A 23,443-nucleotide genomic window follows, 5' to 3' on the forward strand; every position below is an offset into this window, starting at 1 on the left:
AATGCACCCGCAACGCCACATACTTTCTTGCGAGGTGGCCGTCCGCTCATCCCCCGAGGGACGGCGCCGCGTACCGAATGCAGCCCATAAGAAAAGCCTGAGCATTCCGGTATCCCGTCCGAGAACCAGCTTATACAAGGGGCTCTCCGGACGCAGACATAAGGATGTTGTCTCATGACACAGTCGAAGCCTCGTCAGCCTGTCATTCCGGGCTCGACCGGAACCTATGCGGTTCTGCCTCTGCGTGACATCGTCGTCTTCCCGCATATGATCGTGCCGCTCTTTGTCGGCCGCGAAAAGTCGATCCGTGCGCTCGAGGAGGTGGTCAAGAACGACCGTCACATCCTGCTGGCCACGCAGATTGATGCAACGGACGATGATCCTGCTGCGGACGCGATCTACAAGGTCGGCACCCTGGCCAATGTGCTTCAGCTCCTCAAGCTGCCCGACGGCACCGTGAAGGTGCTGGTTGAAGGCGCGAGTCGCGCCCAGGTGAAGGCCTATACCCGTACGGAAGAATTCTACGAGGCCGAAGCGGAAGTGCTTCCGGACTCCCTTGGCGACCAGATCGAGGCAGAGGCCCTGGCCCGTTCGGTGGTGGCCGAGTTCGAGAATTATGTGAAGCTCAACAAGAAGGTTTCGCCGGAGGTCGTCTCCGCCGTGACCCAGATCGACGAGCCCGCAAAGCTCGCCGACACAATCGCTTCGCACCTCGCGATCAAGATTGCCGACAAGCAGGCGATCCTGGAGACGCCGACCGTCGCTCAGCGCCTCGAGAAGGTGCTCGGCATGATGGAGAGCGAAATCTCCGTCCTGCAGGTCGAGAAGCGGATCCGTACCCGCGTGAAGCGTCAGATGGAGAAGACGCAGCGCGAGTACTATCTCAACGAGCAGATGAAGGCGATCCAGAAGGAGCTCGGAGACGACGAAGGTCGCGACGAGCTGGCCGAGCTCGAAGAGAAGATCGAAAAGACCAAGTTCACGAAGGAGGCCCGCGAAAAGGCGCTCGGCGAGCTGAAGAAGCTCCGCCAGATGTCGCCCATGTCCGCGGAAGCCACGGTCGTACGCAACTATCTCGACTGGCTGCTCGGCATTCCGTGGGGCCGCCGCTCGAAGATGAAGAAGGACCTGAAGGCCGCCCAGGACATCCTGGATTCGGATCACTACGGTCTGGACAAGGTCAAGGAGCGTATCGTCGAGTATCTGGCCGTGCAGCAGCGCGCCAACAAGCTCACGGGTCCGATCCTCTGCCTCGTCGGCCCTCCCGGCGTGGGTAAGACATCGCTCGGCAAGTCGATCGCCAAGGCCACGGGACGCGAGTTCGTGCGCATGTCGCTCGGCGGCGTCCGTGACGAGTCGGAGATCCGCGGTCACCGCCGGACCTATATCGGCTCGATGCCCGGCAAGATCATCCAGTCGATGCGCAAGGCCAAGACCTCCAACCCCCTCATCCTGCTCGACGAGATCGACAAGATGGGCATGGACTTCCGTGGCGACCCGTCGGCGGCTCTGCTGGAGGTTCTCGACCCCGAGCAGAATAACTCTTTCAACGACCATTACCTGGAGGTCGATTACGATCTCTCCAATGTGATGTTCGTGACGACCGCCAACACGCTCAACATTCCCGGTCCGCTTCTCGACCGCATGGAGGTGATCCGCATCGCGGGTTACACCGAGGAAGAGAAGGCCGAGATCGCCCGCACGCACCTGATCCCCTCGTCCATGCAGAAGCATGGGCTGCAGGAGAAGGAGTGGAAGATCGGCGACGACGCTCTGCTCATGCTGATCCGCCGCTACACCCGCGAAGCGGGCGTGCGTAACCTCGAGCGCGAGATCAACAATCTCGTTCGCAAGGCGGTGAAGGAGATCCTCATCTCCAAGGTGCCGTCGGTCGAGGTCACCACGGAGAACCTACCGGACTTCCTCGGGCCGCCGCGCTATCGCTACGGCGAGGCCGAGACGGAGGACTCGGTCGGCACGGTCACGGGTCTCGCCTGGACCGAGGTGGGCGGCGAGCTGCTCACCATCGAAGGCATCATGATGCCGGGCAAGGGCAAGATGACCGTGACGGGCAACCTGCGCGACGTGATGAAGGAATCGATTTCGGCGGCGGCGTCCTATGTCCGCTCCCGTGCGGTCGCCTTCGGCGTCGAGCCGCCGCTCTTCGATCGCCGCGACATTCACGTGCACGTGCCGGAAGGTGCAACGCCGAAGGATGGTCCATCTGCCGGCATTGCCATGGCGACCGCCATCGTCTCCGTGGTCACCGGCATTCCGGTTCGCCGCGACATCGCCATGACGGGCGAGGTCACGCTGCGAGGCAGAGTGCTTCCCATCGGCGGGTTGAAGGAAAAGCTCCTCGCGGCCCTTCGCGGCGGCATCAAGAAGGTCTTGATCCCCGAGGAGAACGCCAAGGATCTGGTCGACATCCCGGCGAGCGTGAAGAACGGCCTCGAAATCGTGCCGGTCTCCACCATGGATCAAGTGCTCCAGCACGCGCTCGTGCGCATGCCCGAGCCGATCGAATGGGACGAGGCATCAGTGCTCAAGGGTCCCAAACCCGCTGTCGAGGACGACGGGGCCGGAGTGGTTGCACACTAAGCGGCTGACGCAACGTTAGGTAAGAATGAGCCCCCGGACGAGAAATCCGGGGGCTTTTTTGGTGCGAAACAGCAGAAAATGGCCAATTTGCGGCGCTTTGGGGGTTGCTTACGGACTAGCTTTGCGCCACACGGATGCTCCTTGAAGCGGTGATACTACATAACCTGCGATCGCTGCGATCACTGGAGGATATCATATGAACAAAGGCGAGCTCGTTGCTGCCGTCGCCGACAAGGTCGGTCTTTCCCGTGGCCAGGCTGGTGAGGCGATCGACGCCGCCATCGAGGCGATCACCGGCGCTCTGAAGAAGGGGGACGAGGTGAAGATCGTCGGCTTCGGCACGTTCGTGGTCACCAACCGCGCCGCCGGCGAGGCCCGCAACCCGCGCACCGGCGAGAAGGTGACGGTCCCGGCTTCCAAGACCCCGAAGTTCCGCGCCGGCGCGGGCCTGAAGGAAGCCGTCAACGGCAAATAAGCGCTTTTCAGCAGCTTTCAGCTGCCAAAGAGGGCCGATACGCTTGCGTTGTCGGCCTTCTCTTTTTATGTGAGGCGCATCGGGGCTGGAAACATCCGCAGCTTCTGATATGACGCATGCTCCTTCGGCGACTGTTCCCCGAAGGGGCGCGAAAACGGGCGGTTAGCTCAGCTGGTAGAGCATCGGTTTTACACACCGCAGGTCGGGGGTTCGATCCCCTCACCGCCCACCATCCCCCCGAGTGTCGGTTTCGTTCTCGTCCTGCGCTAACTTTTCGAGCACCTTCTCGGGTGCGACGTGCTGTTCGAGTTCGTCGAGGCTGGGGTCGTGCGCTTCGTCCACGCCGAGCCGTTGTGCGATGGCTCTGGTGAGAGACAGCAGCCGGGTGATCTCGTGCTCCGACAGGAGGTTGGTCTGGAGATCGAGCTCCGCTCTGCGATCGGCTGCCGCGGCGGCGCGGTTCTGGCTGATGAGCACGAAGGTCGACAGGAAGATCGCTTCGACCGAGGCGATCGTCGCAAGGATCACGAAGGTCGGGTCGAAGGGAGCGATGCCCGGAAGCAATCCGGCATTGAGGAGCGTCCAGGCTCCGACAAGGGCAAGATGCAGGTAGACGAACACCATGCTGCCGCTGAAGCGGGTGATGGCCTCGGCCAAGCGGTCCTGCAGTCCGGCTTGGCTTTCATCCCGCTGGCGCCTCTCCCGCAGGATATTGATGTTGCGTTCCAGCACGGACGTGAAGTCGCCAGGCCCGAGGGTTTCGGTGCTCGGACTGTCCGGCTTCATGCTTCTGCTGGACTCACGCTTCCACTCCGCCACGACCGGATCCTTCCTCTCACAAGAGTCGGACAAGAACGGCTGGCGAGCTGAAGAGTTCAGGGATTCTGATGGAGGGCGGGCTCGCCGAGAAGGGCTGAGGTGGAACGCCGCACCCCTGCAACAAGCCGTTGAGGTGTTTGTTTAGACACCGTTCCTCCCGAGACCGCTCCTGTGCCTAGCCCGCTCCACACCGGTGGAGCGGGCCTTTTCATGCAAAACGGGCGGATGCATTACCGCATGGTCCCCTGAATGTGCTCCAGCAGCGCGATATGCTCGCGGATCTGGGTGCGCGCCATCTTAGCCACGTTCATATGCTCGCGGTTCTGGGGATTGGATTGCAGATATTGCTCCTGCACCTGCAGCAGGTTGCGGTGTCCCTGCAGCTGTCCGTCCAGATAGGCCTTGTCGAAGGCGGCCCCGGCCTGCTGACTCTGCAGCGTCTGAAGCATGTCCCGGCCGCTGGCATCCATCTGCATGTCGCCCTGCCTGTCCGCACCGGACTGCCCTGTCGCGGCTGTCGCTGCAGGATCCATCATCGAGCGCAGGACCTCGGCGAGAGTTGTCTGCTCCTGCACCTCGAAGTTCGCAAAGCGCTTGAGATCCTCGTTGCGGGCCTTATTCAAGGCGATGCGGCTCGTTTCCAGAGCCACCATGCCGATCTGCATCGTCTGCTGCACGTGGTGCATCTCGGCCTGATCCATCTGGCCGCCCATGCGGTTCATGCCGGAGGACCCGCCCGCGCCACCAGGTTGAGCAGTCGAGGACGATCCGCCGGTCTGCGCCAGGGCAGGGGCGGTCGCGAGGGTGACGGCAAGGCCACCAAGGAGGAGGGCACGTCGGTTCATCAGGTTTCTCCATTGAGGTCGCAGCCCGGCCGCCTGAGCCTGAAAGGGGCTGGAATCGGAGGCCGCTGCTGCTGTCGCGAACGCTGGGGGCATGGCTTTGTTTCAGCTTGGCGGAAAGGACTTGTGAGCCCGAATACGGCAAACCGATTTTCAGGATGTGCATTTCGGCCCCGTTTTGCAGCCAAAGTGCATTTCAGGGGTTGCGAAGCGCTGCTTCCGAAGCTAATTGACACAGGCCGTTCAAGGCGTCGGAGCGTAGCGCAGCCCGGTTAGCGCACTAGTCTGGGGGACTAGGGGTCGTGGGTTCAAATCCCGCCGCTCCGACCATTGAATTTCTTGGGATTTTGGCTCCCTTAGCCGATTTCTCCAAGCTTCGGTTTGCAGAATGGGTCGCAAACTATGCGCCGTGTCTGTTCCTGCGGTGCTCGTCCAACTTCGCGATGGCTGATTTCGCCAGAGTGCGAGTTGAGGCCAAACAGCAATCCAAAATCTTCTTTGCGTGAGCCTGCGTGTAGCCGGTGATGGTCGCGATCCGGCGGCGGCGTCGCACTGGCTTCGGCCGGCATCGTGACCGCCCGTTCCGCGCAGGTCGTGGAAGTGCAGGTCCGCCGTCAGCCCGCTCCCGCTGTAGGCGTTTCGGGCCCAGGCCGCCCCATCCGCCTGGGCGAGCATTTGAATGCTCTGCCGGGTAAGGTATCGAGCGTTTCCTTCAGAGCGCGGGTGCGCGGGATGAACGTAGTTGCGCGTCTTGCCCTGGCGCAGGCTGATGCCTTTCCGTCGTATGCCGAACCGAGGGAGGGCCAACAGGTCGCCTTGGCGCAGGCCTGCGTGAACGGCTAGGGCGAGCGCAACTTTCAGCTCGTCAGCCCGACACGATGGCCGATTCCCTGACTGGCATCCTGCGCGCTCGTGCCCGCAAGCTCCTGGCCCGAGCCATCGCGGTCGAAGCCGAGGGTGCCGGAGGACCGCGGGCGCCTGGGCCGGCACGGGCGATCCGGATCGGCATCGGAGCGGTCCCCGTCACTGCTGCTGTCGATCCCCTGCCTGTGCAGGCTCTCACCGGCGACTTCCGGGAGGCGCTCCCAACCTCTCGCCTCCGGTGATCTCCCGGCTGACCGGCGAATGGCTGGGCGAGGGCGAGCGTTGGCCGGCCCGGATGGAAGATCAAGCCGAATGCGTCCTGGTGCCGGCCGTCTTCGACCGGCCCGCTGAACACTGGATCCAGCCGCGAGCCAGGAACCCGATCTCCAATGTGTTCGCAAACCTGCGGCATCGGACCGTGCGCACCAAAAGGCGGTTGGAAGCCGCAATCACCTCTGCGTCATGGGCCAGAAAGAAGGGCTCGTGGCTCCGGTCACGGTGGTCGACCAGTGCATCCCTCATAAGGGCGACACGGACCTGTTGTGGGACACGGACACTTGGCAGCCCTTACGCAATCCCCATCATGACAGGGACAAGCAGAGAGAGAGAGAGAGAGAGAGAGAGAGAGAGAGAGAGAGAGAGAGAGAGAGAGAGAGAGAGGACGCTTTCAGGTCGTTGGGAAGGATGGTGGCCCATTCATGTGCCGGCCAACAAGATCCCGTCCCAGGACTTTGATCCGCGCTTGCGGAAAAGAAGTCAAAATTAGCACTTATCTTATCTATAAATCCGATCTTGCATTTCGACAAAGCTACGTTTGCTCCTCAAAGGGAATGACCGGGAGGTGCAAACGAATTTTGTCCGTCGAAGCAAGAAAACATTTGAATCAAATGCTTAGATAAATTCCATAGTCATCAATTGCTCTGCCTTCGACAACAAGCGAATTCATCGCCCGTCTTGGCGCCATACTAGCGCAAGCTCCGAGAGATAGCGCGAGTTCGCCTGAGATTGTGCGCCATAGGGGCGTACGCCTTCCACGGCCAAGTGGACAGGTCGCAGGGGAAAAGATGGGCTTTGGTAGCATTTCAATTCGCGCCAGATTGATCAGCGCATTCTCGATGTTTCTTTTGGTACTGGCTGGCATCTGCACCTTCAGCGTCAATCGGATCGCGGCTGTGAATGAGGTCTCCACCGAGATGGCCCACAATTGGATGCCGAGCATCCACACTATCGGAGCTCTCAATAAAGAGTTTTCCGACTTGGGAACGATCGCTATGGCGCATGTGCTCTCCACGTCGGATGCCGGTATGGCTCGCAATGAGAAAAGGCTTTCGGATACTCTTGCAAAGATTGAGAAAGAGCGTTCAACGTACGAGAAGCTGATATCCTCGTCGGAGGAGAGAGCTCTTTATCAAACATTCAGCGAACAATTCTCAGAGTTTGTCAAAGCGAAAGATGCTGCACTAGAGCTTTCTCGTAGCAATGAGAACGAGAAGGCGCGGGACTATGTAAACGTCAGAGTCGTAGCTCTTCTTAACGCAGTCGATGAGACGTTGAGCAAGCTGGTCGTCATGAATCTGCAGGGAGGCAACAATGCTAGCCTCAAAGGCGATGAGATATATAGCCAGACGATGAGTCTCATCCTCGCGTCAGCAGCAATCATTATGCTGGCTGGAATTTCAGGTGCCGTTCTTATAGTTCGCAGCATCGGTCGGGGCATCTCCTCGGTGGTTGTTCCCATGCAGCAGCTTGCAGCTGGAAATCTCGATGTCGCAATCCCCTCGCGAGGAGAGAAGACCGAAATCGGAACGATTGCGGATGCCGTGCAGGTGTTTAAGCTCGCACTGATCGAGCGCCGTCAGCTTGAGGAAGAGGCCAACACAAAAGAAGCGGAAGCTTCAGCTGAACGGAGGCGAATGCGCAATGAGCTTGCTGATAGCTTCCAATCCGCAGTCGGTGGACTTGTTCAGAGCCTATCGGCTGCCGCGACTGAGATGGAAGCGTCAGCCCAGTCCATGAGTTCGATTGCTGACCAGACTAACAGGCAATCTGTTGCTGTTGCCTCCGCTACGGAGCAGACTTCGTCAAACGTACAGACAGTGGCAGCCGCAACTGAAGAACTCTCCATTTCAATCCGTGAGATCGCGAGTCAGGTGGCTCACTCTTCGCGGATTTCCGGTCAAGCTGTTCAGGATGCTCAGCGAGCGAATGACACTGTTCAAACACTCGCCTCGGCAGCCGAGCAAATCGGCAACGTAGTCTCATTGATCCATTCCATAGCCGGACAAACGAACCTGCTGGCCTTGAACGCGACAATCGAGGCGGCCCGAGCGGGTGATGCGGGAAAAGGATTTGCTGTTGTTGCAACTGAGGTGAAGGAACTGGCGAGCCAGACCGCAAAAGCAACAGAGGACATTTCTCACCAAGTCGGATCGGTCCAGCAGGCAACTGAGCGCGCTGTGCAAGCGATCCATAGCGTTGTTCAAACGATAGGCGAGATGTCACAGATATCTGTGGCAATTGCGGCTGCGATGGATGAACAAGGAGCAGCAACCTCTGAGATCGCCCGGAACGTCCAAGAGGCTGCGCGCGGTACCGAGCAGGTCACCGGAAGCATCGGTACGGTGCAGCAGGGCGCAGCAGAGACAGGTGCTGCCGCCACCCAGGTGGCGGGATCTGCCCAGGAGCTTGCGCGTAGCTCTAGCATCCTGAGTCACGAGGTCGCCAATTTCCTCTCGGGAATACGCGCTGCGTAAGCGGATGTCGTAGGACTATGGACCTCTGAAAGGCAGGGCTGTGCAGCCCTGCCTTTCCTGCGTTCGTGATCCACTCCACGGATTGGGCGCGCATCGAGCTCACCAAAGCCACGCGCGGCGGCTCCATCCCCTCCAGACCGGCGCTCAGATCTTTGACCGTGAAGACGCCAACGTGGTCATTTCCACCGAGAACGTCGACGGCTTCGAGAAGAGCATGGGTTCGATCCGCTGCGAGGAGCGCCTGGCCCTCGCCATGAGACGTCCTGGAGCTTTCGTTGCTGGGGACTTCGGCGCCGCTGTTCCGACCACTCCGTGATCAACATGAGTGAAGCGGACCGCCTCATCGCGACGCGGTCTCGCTCAAAGGAGAAAACCATTCAGATCAAAGGCATTGAGGACGTTCCGCCTCGGGAATGTGAACATCGCGCGCGGCTCCACGGCTGAGATCGTGGACACACCAAGAAGCTCCTGAAGGCAGGCTGTGCCGTTGAATTGAAAGGCAAGGCGTCTGCGGATGCCGGGAAGAAAACCCCTGAGCCGAAGGGCTGGAGCAAGCGGACTGATGCTGGTTGAGAGACAAGGGCGGCATTGCCCCCCGGGTACCGCCCTTGTCTCTCCAGCCAAGCGGCCGCGCATGTTCACTAGGTGAGTCGAACGACAAGTTGATGACAATGGCAGATCGATGCTGATCCCGGGAATGGCGGCCGAGCTCATCGTGCCGCTCAATGAGGCGAAGGAACACCTCCGTCCAGACCACCCGGACGATGACGCCTACCTCACCACCCTCATCGGCGCAGCAACAGCGGCTACACACCGACACCCGCTTTGCTGACGGCAAGGACGTTCATGCCCTGAATGCCGAACAGCCGGGCAGGCGGAAACAGGGAGTTCGGGTACCTCGTTGCCGTAGCCGTCGTCAATCTTATCGCGAGCCTGGAAAGTGATGCGGTCGCAAAGCTGCCATATACTGGGCAAGGTTTACTCCATAGAAAAAGGCGGCTCCGAAGAACCGCCTCAATTCAAGCTGCATTGGAAGCTGCTCTTAACCGCCATATGGCGAGACGCATGCCTGCCGTGGACCATTGTATGGCTGATAGGTGTTGTCAGATATCCGGTAGGACTTCCAGCGGTTCGTGCACCAGTTGACGTGTGCTGCACTCAGGCGAACTGGTGCGTATACCGGCGGCGCCGCAACCGCCGGCTGATTGGCTATTGCGCCTCCGATGATTGCTCCAGCAACAAAGGCTGCCGGGGGAAACCACCACCCGTTGGACTGGCGATAACCACGGCGGTACTCGCGATATCCGCGATGCCCGTTGTAGTAGCCGTATCTGCCGCGATGTTCGAAACGCGGACGAACAGCACGACGTTCGACACGTGAGCGTTCATCACGGCGCCGGTCGAAACGATCTCTGTCATGGTCGCGACGGACCTGCACCTGCCGAACCTGATTGCTGGCAGTGTCATGCTTGATGACAGGTATCGGCGCGGCCTGAGCAGCTGATACGGATGCACCAACAATACTCATGACCATAGAAGCTGCGCAAACACCCGAAATAACCTTATTCATTTCATACTCCACAGGACGTGTTTTATCTCTTCGCCTGTGCAGAGAGTGGGATCAAGCCGGTGAATGCCATCTGAATGCTGGCATTAAGCTTTCGTAATGAGCCGGCAATGCGCTTGCTCCCTCAAGTGCTTCTGCTGATGTTGCGGGCCACCCCGACCAAGGACGCGCCGGCAGCATTGGCGAAGCACCGGACGGCCATGACGGCCTCCTCCCCGATGTAGTGGAGCCCTGCCGCCGGGGGGGCGCAGCCATGTCCCGCAGCGTCGGGGAGCATTCCGGCTCAAGCCAGTAGCAGAGCAGCGCATGGGTTGGGTCGCGATCATTGTTCATGGCTTCAGCATCCAGGTTTTCGGGCCTCGAACGGATCAGTTCACGGTTGCCGCGCGGGTCGCGGCGAAACCGTCACGGCCTCGCGGCTCCAGGGCATCAATCCCGTGAGTGTCTGGGTGAGTGGTCGGCCTTGACCAAGACCATTCGAATCGAATGAAGAGATTCGACCATTGCTTCCGCGCCTCCGTCGTCGCGGCCCGCAAGGCTGGCGACGAGGTGAAGATCACCGGGGCCGAGTACGAGGCCGCGAACGCAGCCGGATCCATGGAGATCATCAATGGCGAAAGTGCAGAACAGGGAGAAACTGCCGCCGAAGCTGGCGGCACTGCCCCAAAAGGCAAGGCAGGCGATCGCTCCCGCGCTTGAGCAGGAGTCTGGAGAAATCGCCGCCATGCAGCGGCGTCCCGCACCGAAGGACAGCGGGGCGCCTGAGCGTTCAATCCGCGTCCTGAAGGGCTCCCAAACGCCTGACAATGCCAATGCGCGGCGTCGGCGAGGCCGGGGAAAACGATCCGGATCTCACGATGCGCATCGTGGCCGGCGTTGCGACGGCCTAGTACGCCCGCTTGGTTGAGTTCGGTTGGCAGGATCGATCGAGAAGCTCGGCGACCGGCTGGACAGCCTGCCTCGAGAGGTCATCAGTCACCGGTCGGGGAGCTCGGCGGCTTCGTGAAGGAGCCGACCGGCCACAGGGCCAGCGAAGGCTGGCCTGATCTCTGCCTCTACGGGGGAGACAACCTTGGCAGTTGCTGTTAGGTAAGGGCGCTTGTACTTCGCCAGCGGGGAATAGATGCTCAATCGGTCGTTCGTTCTAGTTGCCGCATTTGCCATGTCACTTTCGGCATGTGCATCGCCTTCCTCAGTAGGCACATTGTCCGACTATTGGGGGGTGGGCTACGCGAACGTGAGCACCCAGTGCGGTGGGGGATATCAGGTCTATCGAATCCCTGGAGAGCCGCGAATTCTCGTGAGAGCGTACGAAATATCAGAGGCCCGGCAAGCTTTCTGTGAGGAGTACAATGGGCTTGAGCGAAGCGTGGGCATGACTGGTGTGCGGCACGAGGAAGCCGTTCTGGAGTACATGGCTGAACGACCGGATCTGAAATCCTGCACGCTCGTGAGCGGGGCCGAGATCACGTCATTGCATTCCGAGTTCGTAATTTCATGCCCTGTCGCTCCTGAGGTCGCAATTCGCGCTAAGGGCTAGATCTGCGCCTTGCCGGCAAGCTGCCCGACTCGAATCGCCCCTTCCCAGGTGATGCGGCATGTCGCTTGCACAATGCGCCCCGCTGGCTCAGGTGGGCAGGGCGTGTTCGTTCATAGGCAATGCCGGCGACAGATCCCTGCCGGCTATGACGTATGGTCTAGACCATACGTTCTAGGGAATAAATCGGCCCGATAGGCGTTTATGCTCAAAGAGGTCGAAGTAGGGGAACCAAGATGGACCGGGACAGGGCAATCGACAACGTCGCTCGAGCGTTTTACGTCGTCGACAACGACGAGCAGACCTGGGAGCAGGCACCCGAAGACGTGAAGGAGACCTTCCGCCAGCTTGCAAAGGCTGCCGTCGCTATGATCTCCCCTGGCCAGGACAATAGCTTAGGACATCAGGCATCGCCGAGAACGCGCCTTGCATCTCGTGAGATGAGGTCTGAATGACGCCGATCCGTGTGCCCGATTTGCGTCCTGCTGGCTCAGGCCAGCGGCCTACACGTTTGCTGTCCTGACCACCCGGGTTTCCCCGCTATCCACACGTAGTTCCGGGTCTATTTGACTCACCTTAGGTAAAGATGTTCCCTTTATGTTCTTGAAGACATGGAGGGCGGACGTGCTGACACAGATCAGCGGCAGCGGGACGGTGCGTGTCCCGCTGTACGGTCATGTTTTGTGTGCTGGCTTCCCATCTCCGGCACAGGACTACATCGAGGAACAGGTCGAGCTCCCCCGGTGGATGGCGCCCAATCCTGCTTTCACCTTCCTCTTCAAGGTCGGCGGCTACTCGATGATCAAGGCCAGGATCTTCCCTGGCGACCTTCTCATCGTCGACCGCAGCATCACCCCGGCCAACCGCCATGTCGTCGTCGTGGACATCGATGGCGAGCGCAGCGTCAAGCGCCTGATGATCAAGGGTGGTCGGGTTCGCTTCGCCTTCGAGAACGACGAGTTCCCTCCGTTCCAGATGTCGGAGCACAGCGAATATCTGATCTTCGGGGTTGTTCTGAGCACCTATCGCCGGATGTACGAGGCCTGGACATGACCTTCGCCCTCATCGAGGGCAATTCGTTCTACTGTTCGTGGGAGCGGGTGTTCGATCCCTACCTTAAGGGACGGCCGGTCATCGTCCTGTCGCACAATGACGGCTGCGCCGTGGCCAGAGCGGCGGAGGCCAAGGCGCTCAGCATCCGCATGGGCGAGCCCTTCTTCAGGATCCGGGAGCTCTGCAAGCGGGAAAGGGTGGCGGTCTTCTATCACACCTTAGGCCATGACACGGACCAGCCGCAGCGGAGCGTCTCAACGACGGTGCATCTGATCGAGGCGATCAACGACACCATTATTCTTGTGATGGCGGCCGAGGCCGGTGCGCGGCAGATCTGACGGGACGGCTATCGCTACTGCAAGGCCGGGGTCATGACGGACGATCTCATGTCGATGGACGAGGCCCAGCGGGCACTCTTCGGCGGCTTCGATCCGGGCCGGGGAGGGCGGCACATGGCGGCCAGGGATGCCGCCAATGCCCGGTTCGGTCGAGGCGCCGTGACCCGGGCGGCTGCCGGCACCGCGAAGCCTTGGGAGACCAAAAGTTCAAGAACCGGTCCCCGCACTTCACCACGAGAATGGCCGACTTGCCCCAGATTGCCCGAAAAATAAAGCGCCCCCTCTCTCGGGGCGCTTCAAGGTTCGGCCCGTAGGGGCAAATAATGGACCGTGAGGTCACCTTACGTTGGGTAATCCGTGCCGTCTGTCAGCTACCCGACCGAGACCGCAGATTATGATTGCTAGCCCCGTGCGACCTGCATGCGTTCCACCGTTGTCCTGATCTGTTCGGCGGACTTGAGCCCTCGAATACTGATGACACCGCGGTCAATGGTCTTTCCATCTGCATCCTTCTTGCCGTTGAAGAACCTGTCACGCTCTTCCTTGGACATTTTCAGGACGGCTCGGGCTTCACATTCGTGCTGCCATTCCTCCGACCAGGTGTTTACGGCCTGGCCGGTGATCTCGGAGATGGCGGTGGTGTCTCGGGAATAGGTCATATCGAAGATGTGGCAGGGAAGGATGAAAAGAGAGTTCATCCAGATGTTCCTGATTGGGAATGCCCGTGTGACGCAGTGCAAGGGAGGTATTCCTAGGTTGCTTTCCGCTGACGGCATGTCAGAAAGCGCGAATGTGCGCTGACCGCCAAGATAGAGGTCCTGTGCCGCGCAACGAAATATTCTACACCGCAGGGGCTGCATCAATGATGTACAAGGATCGTGCTTTTAGCCTCCCCAAGTCGCGCCTGATGCGGTGGTTCGCCGATCCGAACCAGGACGCACCCTTCGAAATCAGGGCTGCCCTGATCTCAAGCCTGTACGGAACCTTACCGATCTTTATCGGTGGTGTGGCCAATACCGTGCTGGTTTCCGCCGTGATTGCAGCACGGCGCCCAGAGCCTGCTTTCCTGGCGTGGTTCGTGTTCGAGGTTTTGCTTTGTCTGGCCCGAACCTGCCTGATCCTGATTGCCTATAAAGCGGCAGACGAGGCACGTGAGACCCCAACGGACCTCTACCTTGTCCTGGCGCTCGTCTGGGCGGCCAGCGTAGGAGCCGGAGGCTTCATAAGCCTCTTGAGTGGCGATTGGGTCATTGCGGCCTTAGCCTGCCTCTCCTCAGCCGCCATGATGGGCGGGATCTGTTTTCGCAACTTCGCGGCGCCACGCCTGGCGACCGCAATGATGGTGCTGAGTTTCGGTCCGATCTGTCTCGGGGCCGTCCTGTCTGGCGAACTTATCATGCTGCTGACGGCGCTTCAGATCCCATTCTATCTCTATGCAATGAGCAAGGCCGTCTATCGGCTGAGCGCCATGCTGGTTTCAACGATGAGAGCGGAGCGCGACAGCGACCAACAGGCGCGCCATGACGAGCTGACCGGATTGCCGAACCGACGCTTTCTCATGAAAGCCGCTCAGGATTCCGCTGCTCTGCCCATGGTTATGGCCCTCGTGGACATTGACCACTTCAAGAGCGTCAATGACACCTATGGCCATCAGGTCGGCGATATCGTCCTGCAAAAGATCGGAAGAATGATCACGGCACATCTGGCGACTTTCGGCATGGTGGCTCGCTTTGGTGGAGAGGAGTTTGCCTTGATCGCGCCGGAGGCTTCAGTCCACGAGGTTGTTCAGGCCGTGCGAGGGCTTCTCGAGGAGGTCGAGAAAACTCCCATTCAGGCGGCTGGCCAGCGGGTTCAGGTGACCCTGTCCGCGGGGATCGCTTACTGCGGCCCGGGCGAAGGGCTAGAGCAGGTGTATTCTGCCGCCGATACGTCACTTTACCTCGCGAAACGATCCGGGCGAAACCGCATTGAGGTTGCCGAGTGGAGTCGAAAGGCAGGTTCTGATGCCGGCGAAAGCAGGCGTGGCCTGCGTCGTGAGGTTTCGTGAATAGGCCCCTCGGGTTCGCTCACGACAGTCGTGACTGGTCGTGTTGAGGATCGCACGGGCACTGGTTGCCTCGAACGGAGACCAGACCTGGGCGCTATCGGTATGGCAGGGAAGAGTGCAGAGAGGGTTATGCCTTATCACTGTTCTTTGAAAGCCGTTGCCTCCTTGAAGCCTTCCCTCCAGTCGGCATGGGCTTGTGTCTCAGCCGGATAGGGGCACTCATCTTCCGTCAGGCCTGTCTCGGGGGCGTGAAAGTCTTGCCAATATGGAGCCTTTTCACTCGTTCTCACGTCCTCTTTCTGGGCGGGCCAAACGGTTCGGGCCTCTTTTGAGATGGTTTGGAGTGAATGTTCGGAGCTTGCCATTGCTTACCTGTTCCTCCGCTACTGAGAGAGGGATTGGGGCGTCCGGCTGGTCCGCCGCGCTAGCGTCTTTTGGATCGGGCCGCTCCGCGTCCCGCCGCTGCTGGCCTCCACCGCGGACGCTGAGGGCGGCATCTATGGCCGCAATATCACCGGCAGAGTTCCACTTCTCCTGAAAGTATTTGTCGGCGTAAGCACCCCTGATCTGGACGGTCCTCTTGGCATCCACGAGCGCACCCCGCAGCCGCTCGTTCTCAGCCTTGGCATCAGGCATTCCTGACGGAACCCTAATGTGGCGGGCTGCTGCATCTGGTGGACCCGCTCGGCGGTCTCGCACTCCTGTACCATTCAGTCGAGGCGAGCCTGCCTCCGGACACGTGCCTCACCCTCCAGACGGGCCTCGTTCTCGGCTGCATGGCGCCGACATCGTGCTGGCCGACGACAACTTCGCGACCGTCGTAGCTGCCGTCGAGGAAGGGCGCTCGGTACTCTCGAACGTCGGAAAACTCCTCCGGTACCTGCTCACCTCAAGTATCGGTGAGGTGATGACGAAGTTCTTCGACGTCCTGATGGCGGACGTCATCGGAATGGGGCCTGATGGAAGCGGAAGTGTCGTGCTGCCGCTTCTGGCGACGCACATCCCCTGGATCGATCGCGTGACCGATGGCGCGCCTGCGGTCGCTCTCCGGGGCAATCCTGTCGATGATGCAATCATGCGCGTGCCGCCCAGGCCGCGCGGCCGGTGGAGCGGACGACATGAGCGGACAGGTGTCGGGCAGGCTCGGAACAAGGCTCAGGGACGAGGCCCCGCCCGCGGCGGAATCTCCCGCGACAGCGGCCCAGGTGCAGATCTTCCCTCGAGACGCGGGGCCGTGCCCGCGACGGCGAGCCGCAAAGAGGCGTGTCCCGCCGGTGTGGTGTGACGTGACCTTCATCCTCCAGTGATTGGGCCGGAACGCTAGATCGCGACGATCAGGGTCAGCAGGAGAAGGGCCACCCGGACTTCGGGATCCGCGATGGCTTCGACGACGATGTCATGGCCGACCCAACCCGTTCTGACCTTTCCGACGACCCCCGCCGAGGCCGGGGCGCTGACGGCGCATGCCGTCATAAGGGCTATTGCAGAAAGTATCCTCTCATCCTCTCTGACATGCTCGTTGGATACCGATGGGTTTCGGAGGAAGCCCATGTTCCCCGCATTGCGGGAATGTCGGAATCTGTTCAGACGTCCATCGGCTTCGATCGGTGTCAACGCCCGTTGAGCCGTCGCGATTTAAGGCCAGCGCCGCTTTTAACCTGATCATGTCTCCCATGTTGCAGGCTGGACCGGCTGCTCCCCGAGCAATGTCCATGGGGCGGATCTTCCGATCGGCTCATGCCTGCGGGAAGTTGAACTCGGCTCATGATGAAGAAGGCGAGCGGATGTCTGTTCAGACTTGCGGCCGTGGCGGGGGCGTCGCGCTTCCCCGTGGCGTGTGGCGGCTCCTCCAGCTGGAGGGCTTGCCTGAGGGTTTGGCCAGCGGCAACGGCCGGATCGGGGCCGTCGGAATCGACATCGCCGCGAAGTCCGGCGGCCGGGCAACCGATATTCTGGTCAAAAAGGGCGAGTTCGTCAGGGCGGGGCGGATTCCCTCGCCCACATGAATGTCGAGCCGCTTCAGGCTCAGCTCAGGCAGGTTCAGGCGCAGCGCCAGCAGGCTGCCGGGTCCTGAACATGGTCGATCTCAGCGATGTCTACATGACCTGATTTTGTCCGCGGAGATGGCTGGCCGCGTGAGCATCGGAAGCGAGGTGCGGCCTCGAACCTCGCATCACTCTGACCGCCGCCGATCACGAGAAGCTGCCGGTACTTGCCGATGCGGCCCCGCCCAACATGCCCGAGCTCGCGGAGGAGCTCGACCGCGCGCATGTTCGCAAGCCCGCCGTGGCGGAGCATCCGCCGGCCCGAGGCGGCGACGCCCCGTTGCAGGCTCTCGTGATTGGACGCCAGGCTGCGGTTCCGTCTCGGAAGCCTACAAGGACACTCCGTTCACAGGATCCGATGTTTCCAGCTTCTTGATCCAGGACCGGTGCTGGGAGGCGGTTCCGCCCGGCATGAGGCGCCGTGAGGTCTCATCCTCCATGATCACGTCCAGCGAATCGACCAGGGTCCCTCCCGGCGTATCCAGCTTGCGGATCCAGTTCCGGTGCTGGACGCGCGTGTTGTCGGCGCTGAAGGCGCCGCCTGTGGACGCGATACTGAAGGCAAGAAATGCAAGGCCAGGGATGATGCGCTGCATCGGTGCTCCCTTGTTTGAAGCGAAGAACGATTCCGTTGCGGGGCCGAGAACCTAGGATGGACGGTGCCGCCGGTCAAAGCTGCCGATGCACACGTATCCGTGAGTTGTGGAACGGCTTCTGGCGCGAAGGCGGGACCGGCCTCAGGTGCCCTCCGATCGGATAGCTCGTGCTGTCTGCTGAAGCAGTTCGAAAGCCTTGAAACGCTTCTCGTGCCAATCCGCCAATGCCGGATTCGGCTGATAGGTCTCGCCCATGGCGGACATCTCGCCCATGGCTTCGTTGACATCGGCGTAGTGGCCTGCCGCGACGGCCCCGAGGATGGCGGACCCAAGCAGCACCGGCTCCTGCGAAACGGGAGCGGCGACGACTTTCCCCGTCGTGTCGGCGAGAAGTTGCCGCACGAGCGGGCTCTGGCCGGCGCCACCGCTCACCACGATGGTGTCGATGAGGACGTTCTCGTCATCGAGCGCGCGTAGGATCTGACGGGCGCCATAGCCCAGACCGCAGACCCCCGCGAGGTAGAGGGCGACGAGGCTGTCGATATCGCTGTCGATGCCGAGTCCGGCAATCACGGCCCGCGCCTCCGGATCGGCGAACGGGGCGCGATTGCCGAGGAACTCGGGAACGACGTGCACGCCGCCGATCAGACCGGGCACTGCCGCCGCGCCGCCGCGCCGCTCGGCCTCGAACGACAGCCATTGGCTCAGGCTCGTGCCGCTCTCGCGCGCCGTCCTGGCTGCCTGCTCAGAAGCCGGGTGCATCCGGACCAGATGATCGATGGCCGCTCCGGCTGCCGATTGGCCGCCTTCGTTGAGCCATAGGCCGGGGATCATGGCGGAGTGGTACGGACCCCATACGCCCTGGACGAAAGCGGGCTCCCGGGTCGAGGACATGGTGCAGGCGGAGGTGCCGAACACATAGGCCATGCGCGTAAGGACATTGCCCACATTGCCGCGTGCGCCGACGGTTCCTACGCCGCCCGCATGAGCGTCGATGAGGCCCGCGCCGACAGGGGTGCCGGGCCGCAGGCCGAGATCGGCGGCCGCCTGAGCGGTCAGGCCGCTGCCGAGAGCGGTGCCGCCCGGCACGACCTCGGTGCCGATTCGGCGGAAGGCTTCATCGGCGAGGGTGTCGAGCCCGACCTTTCTGAAATAGCCGTCGTCCCAGCGGTTCTCGTGCGCCAGATAGGTCCACTTGCAGGTGACTGTGCAGGTGGAACGCGCAAGGCTCCCCGTGGCTTTCCAGGTGAGGAAATCGGCAAGGTCCATGAACTGCCAGGCCCCTGCGAAGGTCTCGGGCATGTTCTCGGAGAGCCACAGGAGCTTCGGCGTTTCCATTTCCGGCGAAATGGAGCCACCCACATAGTTCAGCACCGCCTCGCCGGAGGCGTTGATCCGGCGCGCCTGCTCAGTGGCGCGGTGATCCATCCAGACGATGATGTTGCGCTCGGGGTCCCCGGATGGTCCCACAGGGAGGGGCTCTCCGTCCGAGCCGAGGACGACGAGGGAGCAGGTGGCGTCGAAGCCGATTCCCGAAACGCTCTCGGGCGCGACGCCCGCCGTCCTCACCGTATCGCGCACACAGGCACAAACGGCGCGCCAGATGTCGCTGCTCGATTGCTCTACGATGCCGCCGGGCTCATGCCAGATCGCGATATCGGCCTTGGCGGAGGCGAGCAGAGTACCCTGTTCGTCGAAGAGCCCGGCGCGGGCGCTGCCGGTGCCGACATCGATGCCGAGAAAATGGTTTGCCATGGCTGTTCAACCGTTCAGGGAATGTCGAGAGCGGTGACGGCTTGCGCCGACGGTGATCTTACAGGTCGTTGCTCTGCGGCAGGATGACGAGATCGCGGATGGTCACGTTCCTGGGACGCGTCAGCATGAAGAGGACGGCTTCGGCGACTTCGACCGGCTGCATCAGGCCGCCCGCCGCGAGCTCCGCGTCGAGCTTTTCTTGGGGCCAGTCCTTGATCAGGGCCGTGACGACCGGGCCGGGCGCGACCGCGCCGACGCGCAGGCCGTGGGGGGCCACCTGCCGCCGGACCGTGTGCACGAAGGCCTGCACCGCATGCTTCGATGCGGTATAGATCGGCTCCCATACGACGGGAACGAGACCGGCGATCGAACTCGTCACGATGATGTCGCCTGTCTTGCGTTCCACCATGTGCGGCAGCACTGCATGGACCGACCGGAATGCGGCATTGATGTTGAGATTCAGCATGCGGTCCCAGGCATCGGGATCGCCTTTCAGAATCTCGCCGCCGATATAGGATCCCGCATTGGCGTGGAAGATGTCGAGCTGACCCGCCTGCTCGAGGATCTGCGGCATCATACGGGAGACGCTTGCCGGATCGGTGAGGTCGATGCGCAGGGGAATGGCCCCGGGCCCGAGATCCGCGCAGACCGCCTTCAGCGCGTCCTCGTCGCGGTCGACCAGCACCACGCGCGCACCCTCGGAAAGCATGATCCTCGAGCATTCGAGGCCGATGCCGGAGGCTGCTCCGGTGATTGCCGCGACCTTCCCGGATAGTTTCTCGCCCATGGCAGTTCCTTTTCGTTCGATTGCTTCAGGCCCGGCCATGAGACGCGCGCGAGCGGCGTGCCAGCGAGTCCACGATGACCGCAATGGCAAGCACGGCGCCGGTGATCATGTACCGAAGCGATGAGGAGAGATCGAGCAGCGTCAGGCCGCTGGCGATCGACTGGATGACGATGATGCCGAGCAGGGCGGAATAGGCGCTGCCGCGTCCGCCGAAGAGGCTCGTCCCACCGATGACGGCGGCGGCGATGGCGTTCAGGTTGACGTCGCCGGTGCCCGCCTGCTGGCTTGCGGAGGCCAGGCGCGCGGCGGAGAGAATGCCGCCGGCTGCGGCGAGCCCCGAGCAGAGCATGAAAGCCGTCGTATAGATGAACCGGACATTGATGCCCGCCCGGCGCGCGGCCTCGCGATTGCCGCCGACGGCGAGCATCTGACGACCCCACTTGGTGCGGGTCAGCGCGTAGTTCATCGCCACCACGAGCCCGACGAACAGACCGAACATCCATGGAATGCCGCGGTCGAGATTCAGGTAATAGACGATGAACTCCAGAATGACGGTGATCACCAGAGAGCGGAGCAGCAGACTGCTCATCGGCTGAGCCGACAGCCCGGCGGCGCGGCGGCGAGCAGCCGTCCGATAGCCCAGAACGAACATCACGATGCCGGGGAGGGCGGCAAGGGCGTACGAGACCGGATCGGGCATCACAAGCAGTTGGCCGAATTCGACCAGCGGCGAGCCGTAAGGGAGGTTGATCGAACCGGTCGAACCGAGAAGGTAGAGCTGCAGGCCCAGGACCGACAGAAGTCCCGCCAGCGTCGCCACGAAGCTCGGCATGCCGAAGCGGTTGAACAGGACCGCGTAGAGCGCGCCGATCAGGGCTCCGAACACGAGAGCCGCGAGGATGGCGGCCGCCACCGGCCAGCCCTGGTTGACCCACATGACGCCGAGAAGCGCCGATGCGAAGCCGCTGACGGAGCCGACCGACAGATCGATTTCGCCGACGATCAGGATGCAGACGATGCCGAGGGCGATGACCCCGACGGTCGAGCAGTCGAACAGGAGATTGACGAGATTGTTGGGCGCCAGGAAGACCGGGTTGAGACTCTGGAAAACCGTCCAGATGATCACCAGTCCGACCACGACGGGAAGCGCGCCGAGATCCCCCGAACGGACCCTGTCCAGGAAGGCGCGGATCGAGCCGCCGACTCCCTCGGCATGCTTCACGCGCTCGTCTCTGCGATCGAGCATCGGGGTCGTGTGCGCGTTCTGCTCCGCGCTCTTGGTCATTGGCGTCCCTCCGGTGCCGGGGTTTGTCCACTCTGCGCCTGCCGCCGGTGCGCGCGGCGCGAAACCGAATTGTTAGCAGCGCCCGTGATGGCGCTGACCAGTTCCTCATTGGAGGCGTCAGGGGCGAAGACGCCGTTGTTGCGGCCGAGCCTGAGCACGACGATGCGGTCTGCGACCGCGCGCACGTCTTCCATGTTATGACTGATCATGATGACGCCGAGCCCCCGGTCCCGCACCCGTTCGATCAGGTCGAGCACCTCGGCTGTCTGGGCGACGCCAAGAGCTGCCGTCGGCTCGTCCAGGAGAATGAGCTTCGGCTCGAGCAGCAGGGAGCGCGCAATGGCGACGGTCTGGCGCTGTCCGCCCGACAGGGAAGCCACCGGCTCGCGCACGCTGGGAATGCGGGCGGACAACTCATTGAGCAGGGTCCAGGCCTTCAGCTCCATGGACACTTCGTCGAGTCGGTAGGGGCTGAGTTCCCGCCCGAGAAAGATGTTGGCGACCACATCGAGATTTTCGCACAACGCCAGATCCTGGAATACGGTGGCGATGCCGAGGCCGAGCGCGGTGCTCGGGTCGGTGAGGGTCACGGGCTTGCCGCGGAAGGTGATCGTTCCCGATGTCGGCTGGTGAACGCCGGCCAGAGTCTTGACCAGCGTCGACTTGCCGGCTCCGTTGTCGCCGACCAGCGCCACGACCTCGCCCGCGTGAACGTCCAGATCGATATCCGTCAGAGCCGATACGGCGCCGAAATTCTTCGAGATGCCGCGAAGGCTGAGCACGAGTTCGCGCTGCTCTTGGTTATTGTCCATGTTTTCTGTGACCCTGGAGGCGTTTGTCAGAAGCCTCACGTGATGTCCGGCCGCCGCGACGGCGGCCGGACGGTTCTTGGCGGTTATTGAATGATGCCGAGCTTCTTGCAACCCTCGACATAGCGGCCGGTGCAGAGCTGTTCGGCGGTGTTGATCTTCTTGTCGATGATCTCGGCCTTCAGGTTCTCCGCCGTGATCACAGCCGGAACGAACAGCTGCGAAGGGGTGTCATAGAGAGTTGTCTCGCCCTTCGGCGTCCCGCCCTCCAGGAACTGGACGGCGACCTTGGCAGCGGCGGCAGCCACGATCTCGCTCGGCTTGGAAATCGTGTTGTACTGATCGCCCGCGATGATGAGCTGGAGCGCCGCGATGGTCGCGTCGTTGCCGGTGACCGGCGGGACCGGATTCACGCCCGCAGCCTTGAAGGCCGCGATCGCGCCGCCCGCGGTGCCGTCATTGGCCGCCACGACGCCGAGGATGTTCTTTCCGAAGCGTGTGATCTGACCGCTGGCCCATTGCTGCGCCTTCGGCGGGGCCCAATCCGGCGTGTCGTACTCGGCCAGGATCGGATAGCCGCTGTTGTCGAGGCCCTCGTGAATGCCCTTCTTTATGAGGCCAGCCGCGGCGTCCGTGGGCGAGCCGTTGATCTGCAGCACGCCCGTGCCCTCGGAGGCGGTCACGTTGGACTTCTTCAGGTGCTGCACCAGCGAGTCGGCGATCGACTTGCCGATGGCCTGATTGTCGAACGACACGTAGAAATCGGCCTTGGCATCGGGGATGGGCCGGTCATAGGCGATCACCTTGATGCCCTGGCTCTGAGCCTGCTTGACCAGCGAGGCGGCCGCCGCGGAATCGACCGGATCGAGCACGATCACCTTTGCGCCCTGCGAGATCGCCGAATTGAACTGCTGCTGCTGGCGCGACACGTTTGCGTCGGCGTTCTGGTAGATGACCTTGCAGGTCGGGCACAGCTTTTCCATTTCGGCCTTGAAGCCGGGGTAGTCGTGCTCCTCATAACGGGTGGAGGCCTGGTCCGGCATGAGGAAGGCGACGGTGGCGTTGGCCGCCTTGGCGTTCTGGGCCATGGCGGCGCCCGTGCCGGCAAGCAGTGTCAGGCTGAGGGCCGCAAGGCCGCTGAGTTTCCATGAAGATGTGATCATCCGTTTCTCTCCCGTTGATCCTTTTATGATACTGTCGAATTGCGCCGGCTCATGGGCGGCCGTTGGCAGGAGCGTCGATTCCCTGCGCCGCGGGATGTCAGAGCAGA

At 61.8% G+C, this 23,443-nt stretch carries 25 protein-coding genes, 2 tRNA genes and 2 pseudogenes; 17 read left to right on the plus strand and 12 right to left on the minus strand.

Annotation, left to right across the window (positions count from 1 at the left end):
• Positions 1-174: 174 nt before the first annotated feature.
• The 3 genes from lon to GR328_RS13470 all read left to right on the plus strand — a co-directional run bounded on the left by lon (position 175) and on the right by GR328_RS13470 (position 3,308).
• Complete coding sequence (lon, locus tag GR328_RS13460) at positions 175-2,601, plus strand: endopeptidase La (RefSeq protein WP_160885036.1); 2,427 nt, start codon at positions 175-177, stop codon at positions 2,599-2,601.
• A 196-nt stretch (positions 2,602-2,797) separates the two neighbouring features.
• On the plus strand, positions 2,798-3,076 hold the full coding sequence (locus tag GR328_RS13465) for an HU family DNA-binding protein (RefSeq protein ID WP_160885037.1): 279 nt from the start codon (positions 2,798-2,800) through the stop codon (positions 3,074-3,076).
• 156 nt (positions 3,077-3,232) lie between these two features.
• Positions 3,233-3,308 (plus strand) — tRNA-Val (locus GR328_RS13470).
• On the opposite strand, the gene GR328_RS13475 is transcribed toward GR328_RS13470, so the two are convergent.
• The gene (locus GR328_RS13475; RefSeq protein WP_160885038.1) at positions 3,296-3,862 is read right to left on the minus strand and encodes a DUF1003 domain-containing protein; all 567 of its coding nucleotides are present in this window, start codon (positions 3,860-3,862) and stop codon (positions 3,296-3,298) included. The genes GR328_RS13470 and GR328_RS13475 overlap by 13 nt on opposite strands.
• 263 nt (positions 3,863-4,125) lie before the next feature.
• Positions 4,126-4,740: a DUF4142 domain-containing protein gene (locus tag GR328_RS13480; protein WP_160885039.1), complete on the minus strand. Its 615-nt coding sequence runs from the start codon at positions 4,738-4,740 to the stop codon at positions 4,126-4,128.
• 249 nt (positions 4,741-4,989) lie between these two features.
• Between GR328_RS13480 and GR328_RS13485 the strand changes: the two genes are divergently transcribed.
• The 6 genes and pseudogenes from GR328_RS13485 to GR328_RS28570 all read left to right on the plus strand — a co-directional run bounded on the left by GR328_RS13485 (position 4,990) and on the right by GR328_RS28570 (position 9,186).
• Positions 4,990-5,067 (plus strand) — tRNA-Pro (locus GR328_RS13485).
• Between the two features lie 240 nt (positions 5,068-5,307).
• Positions 5,308-5,580 (plus strand): hypothetical protein, encoded by a 273-nt coding sequence (locus tag GR328_RS13490; RefSeq protein WP_160885040.1) that lies wholly within the window; start codon positions 5,308-5,310, stop codon positions 5,578-5,580.
• A gap of 35 nt (positions 5,581-5,615) precedes the next feature.
• Positions 5,616-5,926: pseudogene (locus GR328_RS13495) on the plus strand (hypothetical protein); the annotation flags it as partial.
• Between the two features lie 739 nt (positions 5,927-6,665).
• On the plus strand, positions 6,666-8,354 hold the full coding sequence (locus tag GR328_RS13500) for a methyl-accepting chemotaxis protein (RefSeq protein WP_160885042.1): 1,689 nt from the start codon (positions 6,666-6,668) through the stop codon (positions 8,352-8,354).
• Positions 8,355-8,526: 172 nt separating this feature from the next.
• Positions 8,527-8,670, plus strand: a complete 144-nt coding sequence (locus GR328_RS26875; RefSeq protein WP_205789968.1) for a hypothetical protein — start codon at positions 8,527-8,529, stop codon at positions 8,668-8,670.
• 381 nt (positions 8,671-9,051) lie between these two features.
• On the plus strand, positions 9,052-9,186 hold the full coding sequence (locus tag GR328_RS28570) for a head-tail connector protein (RefSeq protein ID WP_160885043.1): 135 nt from the start codon (positions 9,052-9,054) through the stop codon (positions 9,184-9,186).
• Positions 9,187-9,396: 210 nt separating this feature from the next.
• Here the strand turns inward: GR328_RS28570 and GR328_RS13515 are convergent, their stop codons facing one another.
• Positions 9,397-9,924, minus strand: coding sequence for a BA14K family protein (locus tag GR328_RS13515; RefSeq protein ID WP_205789970.1), 528 nt, complete (start codon positions 9,922-9,924; stop codon positions 9,397-9,399).
• A 483-nt stretch (positions 9,925-10,407) separates the two neighbouring features.
• Here GR328_RS13515 and GR328_RS13520 point away from each other — a divergent pair, with 483 nt between their 5' ends.
• The 4 genes and pseudogenes from GR328_RS13520 (at position 10,408) to GR328_RS28255 (ending at position 13,122) form a co-directional block, all read left to right on the plus strand.
• Positions 10,408-10,620, plus strand: coding sequence for a hypothetical protein (locus GR328_RS13520; protein ID WP_160885045.1), 213 nt, complete (start codon positions 10,408-10,410; stop codon positions 10,618-10,620).
• Positions 10,621-12,082: 1,462 nt separating this feature from the next.
• Complete coding sequence (locus GR328_RS13530; RefSeq protein ID WP_343039381.1) at positions 12,083-12,511, plus strand: LexA family protein; 429 nt, start codon at positions 12,083-12,085, stop codon at positions 12,509-12,511.
• Positions 12,508-12,720, plus strand: a pseudogene (locus tag GR328_RS28575) (Y-family DNA polymerase); the annotation flags it as partial. The gene GR328_RS13530 and the pseudogene GR328_RS28575, both read left to right, overlap by 4 nt.
• A gap of 243 nt (positions 12,721-12,963) precedes the next feature.
• A complete protein-coding gene (locus GR328_RS28255; protein ID WP_343039385.1) occupies positions 12,964-13,122 on the plus strand; it encodes a DUF4113 domain-containing protein in 159 nt (52 codons plus the stop codon).
• Positions 13,123-13,250: 128 nt separating this feature from the next.
• On the opposite strand, the gene GR328_RS13545 is transcribed toward GR328_RS28255, so the two are convergent.
• Positions 13,251-13,547, minus strand: a complete 297-nt coding sequence (locus GR328_RS13545; RefSeq protein WP_246215855.1) for a DUF7696 family protein — start codon at positions 13,545-13,547, stop codon at positions 13,251-13,253.
• 164 nt (positions 13,548-13,711) lie between these two features.
• On the opposite strand from GR328_RS13545, the gene GR328_RS13550 reads away from it, so the two are divergent.
• Positions 13,712-14,896: a GGDEF domain-containing protein gene (locus GR328_RS13550; protein ID WP_160885050.1), complete on the plus strand. Its 1,185-nt coding sequence runs from the start codon at positions 13,712-13,714 to the stop codon at positions 14,894-14,896.
• Positions 14,897-15,172: 276 nt separating this feature from the next.
• On the opposite strand, the gene GR328_RS26885 is transcribed toward GR328_RS13550, so the two are convergent.
• Complete coding sequence (locus GR328_RS26885) at positions 15,173-15,532, minus strand: hypothetical protein (protein WP_205789971.1); 360 nt, start codon at positions 15,530-15,532, stop codon at positions 15,173-15,175.
• A 154-nt stretch (positions 15,533-15,686) separates the two neighbouring features.
• Here GR328_RS26885 and GR328_RS13555 point away from each other — a divergent pair, with 154 nt between their 5' ends.
• A complete protein-coding gene (locus tag GR328_RS13555; protein WP_160885051.1) occupies positions 15,687-16,181 on the plus strand; it encodes a cation transporting ATPase C-terminal domain-containing protein in 495 nt (164 codons plus the stop codon).
• A 35-nt stretch (positions 16,182-16,216) separates the two neighbouring features.
• On the opposite strand, the gene GR328_RS13560 is transcribed toward GR328_RS13555, so the two are convergent.
• On the minus strand, positions 16,217-16,369 hold the full coding sequence (locus tag GR328_RS13560) for a hypothetical protein (protein ID WP_205789972.1): 153 nt from the start codon (positions 16,367-16,369) through the stop codon (positions 16,217-16,219).
• A 311-nt stretch (positions 16,370-16,680) separates the two neighbouring features.
• Between GR328_RS13560 and GR328_RS13565 the strand changes: the two genes are divergently transcribed.
• Positions 16,681-16,902, plus strand: coding sequence for a hypothetical protein (locus GR328_RS13565; RefSeq protein WP_160885052.1), 222 nt, complete (start codon positions 16,681-16,683; stop codon positions 16,900-16,902).
• A gap of 172 nt (positions 16,903-17,074) precedes the next feature.
• Positions 17,075-17,317 (plus strand): hypothetical protein, encoded by a 243-nt coding sequence (locus GR328_RS13570; RefSeq protein WP_205789989.1) that lies wholly within the window; start codon positions 17,075-17,077, stop codon positions 17,315-17,317.
• On the opposite strand, the gene GR328_RS13575 is transcribed toward GR328_RS13570, so the two are convergent.
• The 6 genes from GR328_RS13575 to GR328_RS13600 form a co-directional block, all read right to left on the minus strand.
• The gene (locus tag GR328_RS13575) at positions 17,271-17,537 is read right to left on the minus strand and encodes a hypothetical protein (RefSeq protein ID WP_160885053.1); all 267 of its coding nucleotides are present in this window, start codon (positions 17,535-17,537) and stop codon (positions 17,271-17,273) included. The genes GR328_RS13570 and GR328_RS13575 overlap by 47 nt on opposite strands.
• Before the next feature lie 141 nt (positions 17,538-17,678).
• Complete coding sequence (locus GR328_RS13580) at positions 17,679-19,292, minus strand: FGGY-family carbohydrate kinase (RefSeq protein ID WP_160885054.1); 1,614 nt, start codon at positions 19,290-19,292, stop codon at positions 17,679-17,681.
• A gap of 58 nt (positions 19,293-19,350) precedes the next feature.
• Positions 19,351-20,079 (minus strand): SDR family oxidoreductase, encoded by a 729-nt coding sequence (locus tag GR328_RS13585; protein ID WP_160885055.1) that lies wholly within the window; start codon positions 20,077-20,079, stop codon positions 19,351-19,353.
• 25 nt (positions 20,080-20,104) lie between these two features.
• The gene (locus GR328_RS13590) at positions 20,105-21,364 is read right to left on the minus strand and encodes a sugar ABC transporter permease (RefSeq protein WP_160885056.1); all 1,260 of its coding nucleotides are present in this window, start codon (positions 21,362-21,364) and stop codon (positions 20,105-20,107) included.
• Positions 21,361-22,176 carry an ATP-binding cassette domain-containing protein gene (locus GR328_RS13595; protein ID WP_160885057.1) on the minus strand — a complete coding sequence of 272 codons (816 nt, stop codon included), beginning with the start codon at positions 22,174-22,176 and terminating at the stop codon, positions 21,361-21,363. Before GR328_RS13595 ends, GR328_RS13590 begins: the two co-directional genes overlap by 4 nt.
• Before the next feature lie 83 nt (positions 22,177-22,259).
• Positions 22,260-23,336: an ABC transporter substrate-binding protein gene (locus GR328_RS13600; protein ID WP_160885058.1), complete on the minus strand. Its 1,077-nt coding sequence runs from the start codon at positions 23,334-23,336 to the stop codon at positions 22,260-22,262.
• Positions 23,337-23,443: the final 107 nt, after the last annotated feature.

Origin of the sequence: Microvirga makkahensis, from assembly GCF_009830105.1 — a bacterium.
Taxonomy (GTDB): Bacteria; Pseudomonadota; Alphaproteobacteria; order Rhizobiales; family Beijerinckiaceae; genus Microvirga; species Microvirga makkahensis.

Excerpts from the sequence above, each read along its gene's own strand:
- GR328_RS13515 (WP_205789970.1), bottom strand. The coding sequence starts at position 9,924 with ATGAATAAGGTTATTTCGGGTGTTTGCGCAGCTTCTATGGTCATGAGT.
- GR328_RS13560 (WP_205789972.1), bottom strand. The coding sequence starts at position 16,369 with ATGACGGCATGCGCCGTCAGCGCCCCGGCCTCGGCGGGGGTCGTCGGA.
- GR328_RS13500 (WP_160885042.1), top strand. The coding sequence starts at position 6,666 with ATGGGCTTTGGTAGCATTTCAATTCGCGCCAGATTGATCAGCGCATTC.
- GR328_RS13520 (WP_160885045.1), top strand. The coding sequence starts at position 10,408 with ATGAAGAGATTCGACCATTGCTTCCGCGCCTCCGTCGTCGCGGCCCGC.
- GR328_RS13565 (WP_160885052.1), top strand. The coding sequence starts at position 16,681 with ATGTCTGTTCAGACTTGCGGCCGTGGCGGGGGCGTCGCGCTTCCCCGT.
- GR328_RS13575 (WP_160885053.1), bottom strand. The coding sequence starts at position 17,537 with ATGCAGCGCATCATCCCTGGCCTTGCATTTCTTGCCTTCAGTATCGCG.
- GR328_RS13580 (WP_160885054.1), bottom strand. The coding sequence starts at position 19,292 with ATGGCAAACCATTTTCTCGGCATCGATGTCGGCACCGGCAGCGCCCGC.
- GR328_RS26885 (WP_205789971.1), bottom strand. The coding sequence starts at position 15,532 with ATGCCTGATGCCAAGGCTGAGAACGAGCGGCTGCGGGGTGCGCTCGTG.
- GR328_RS28570 (WP_160885043.1), top strand. The coding sequence starts at position 9,052 with ATGGCGGCCGAGCTCATCGTGCCGCTCAATGAGGCGAAGGAACACCTC.
- GR328_RS13600 (WP_160885058.1), bottom strand. The coding sequence starts at position 23,336 with ATGATCACATCTTCATGGAAACTCAGCGGCCTTGCGGCCCTCAGCCTG.
- GR328_RS13475 (WP_160885038.1), bottom strand. The coding sequence starts at position 3,862 with ATGAAGCCGGACAGTCCGAGCACCGAAACCCTCGGGCCTGGCGACTTC.
- GR328_RS13595 (WP_160885057.1), bottom strand. The coding sequence starts at position 22,176 with ATGGACAATAACCAAGAGCAGCGCGAACTCGTGCTCAGCCTTCGCGGC.
- GR328_RS13465 (WP_160885037.1), top strand. The coding sequence starts at position 2,798 with ATGAACAAAGGCGAGCTCGTTGCTGCCGTCGCCGACAAGGTCGGTCTT.
- GR328_RS13590 (WP_160885056.1), bottom strand. The coding sequence starts at position 21,364 with ATGACCAAGAGCGCGGAGCAGAACGCGCACACGACCCCGATGCTCGAT.
- GR328_RS13545 (WP_246215855.1), bottom strand. The coding sequence starts at position 13,547 with ATGAACTCTCTTTTCATCCTTCCCTGCCACATCTTCGATATGACCTAT.
- lon (WP_160885036.1), top strand. The coding sequence starts at position 175 with ATGACACAGTCGAAGCCTCGTCAGCCTGTCATTCCGGGCTCGACCGGA.
- GR328_RS28255 (WP_343039385.1), top strand. The coding sequence starts at position 12,964 with ATGGCGGCCAGGGATGCCGCCAATGCCCGGTTCGGTCGAGGCGCCGTG.
- GR328_RS13480 (WP_160885039.1), bottom strand. The coding sequence starts at position 4,740 with ATGAACCGACGTGCCCTCCTCCTTGGTGGCCTTGCCGTCACCCTCGCG.
- GR328_RS13550 (WP_160885050.1), top strand. The coding sequence starts at position 13,712 with ATGATGTACAAGGATCGTGCTTTTAGCCTCCCCAAGTCGCGCCTGATG.
- GR328_RS13585 (WP_160885055.1), bottom strand. The coding sequence starts at position 20,079 with ATGGGCGAGAAACTATCCGGGAAGGTCGCGGCAATCACCGGAGCAGCC.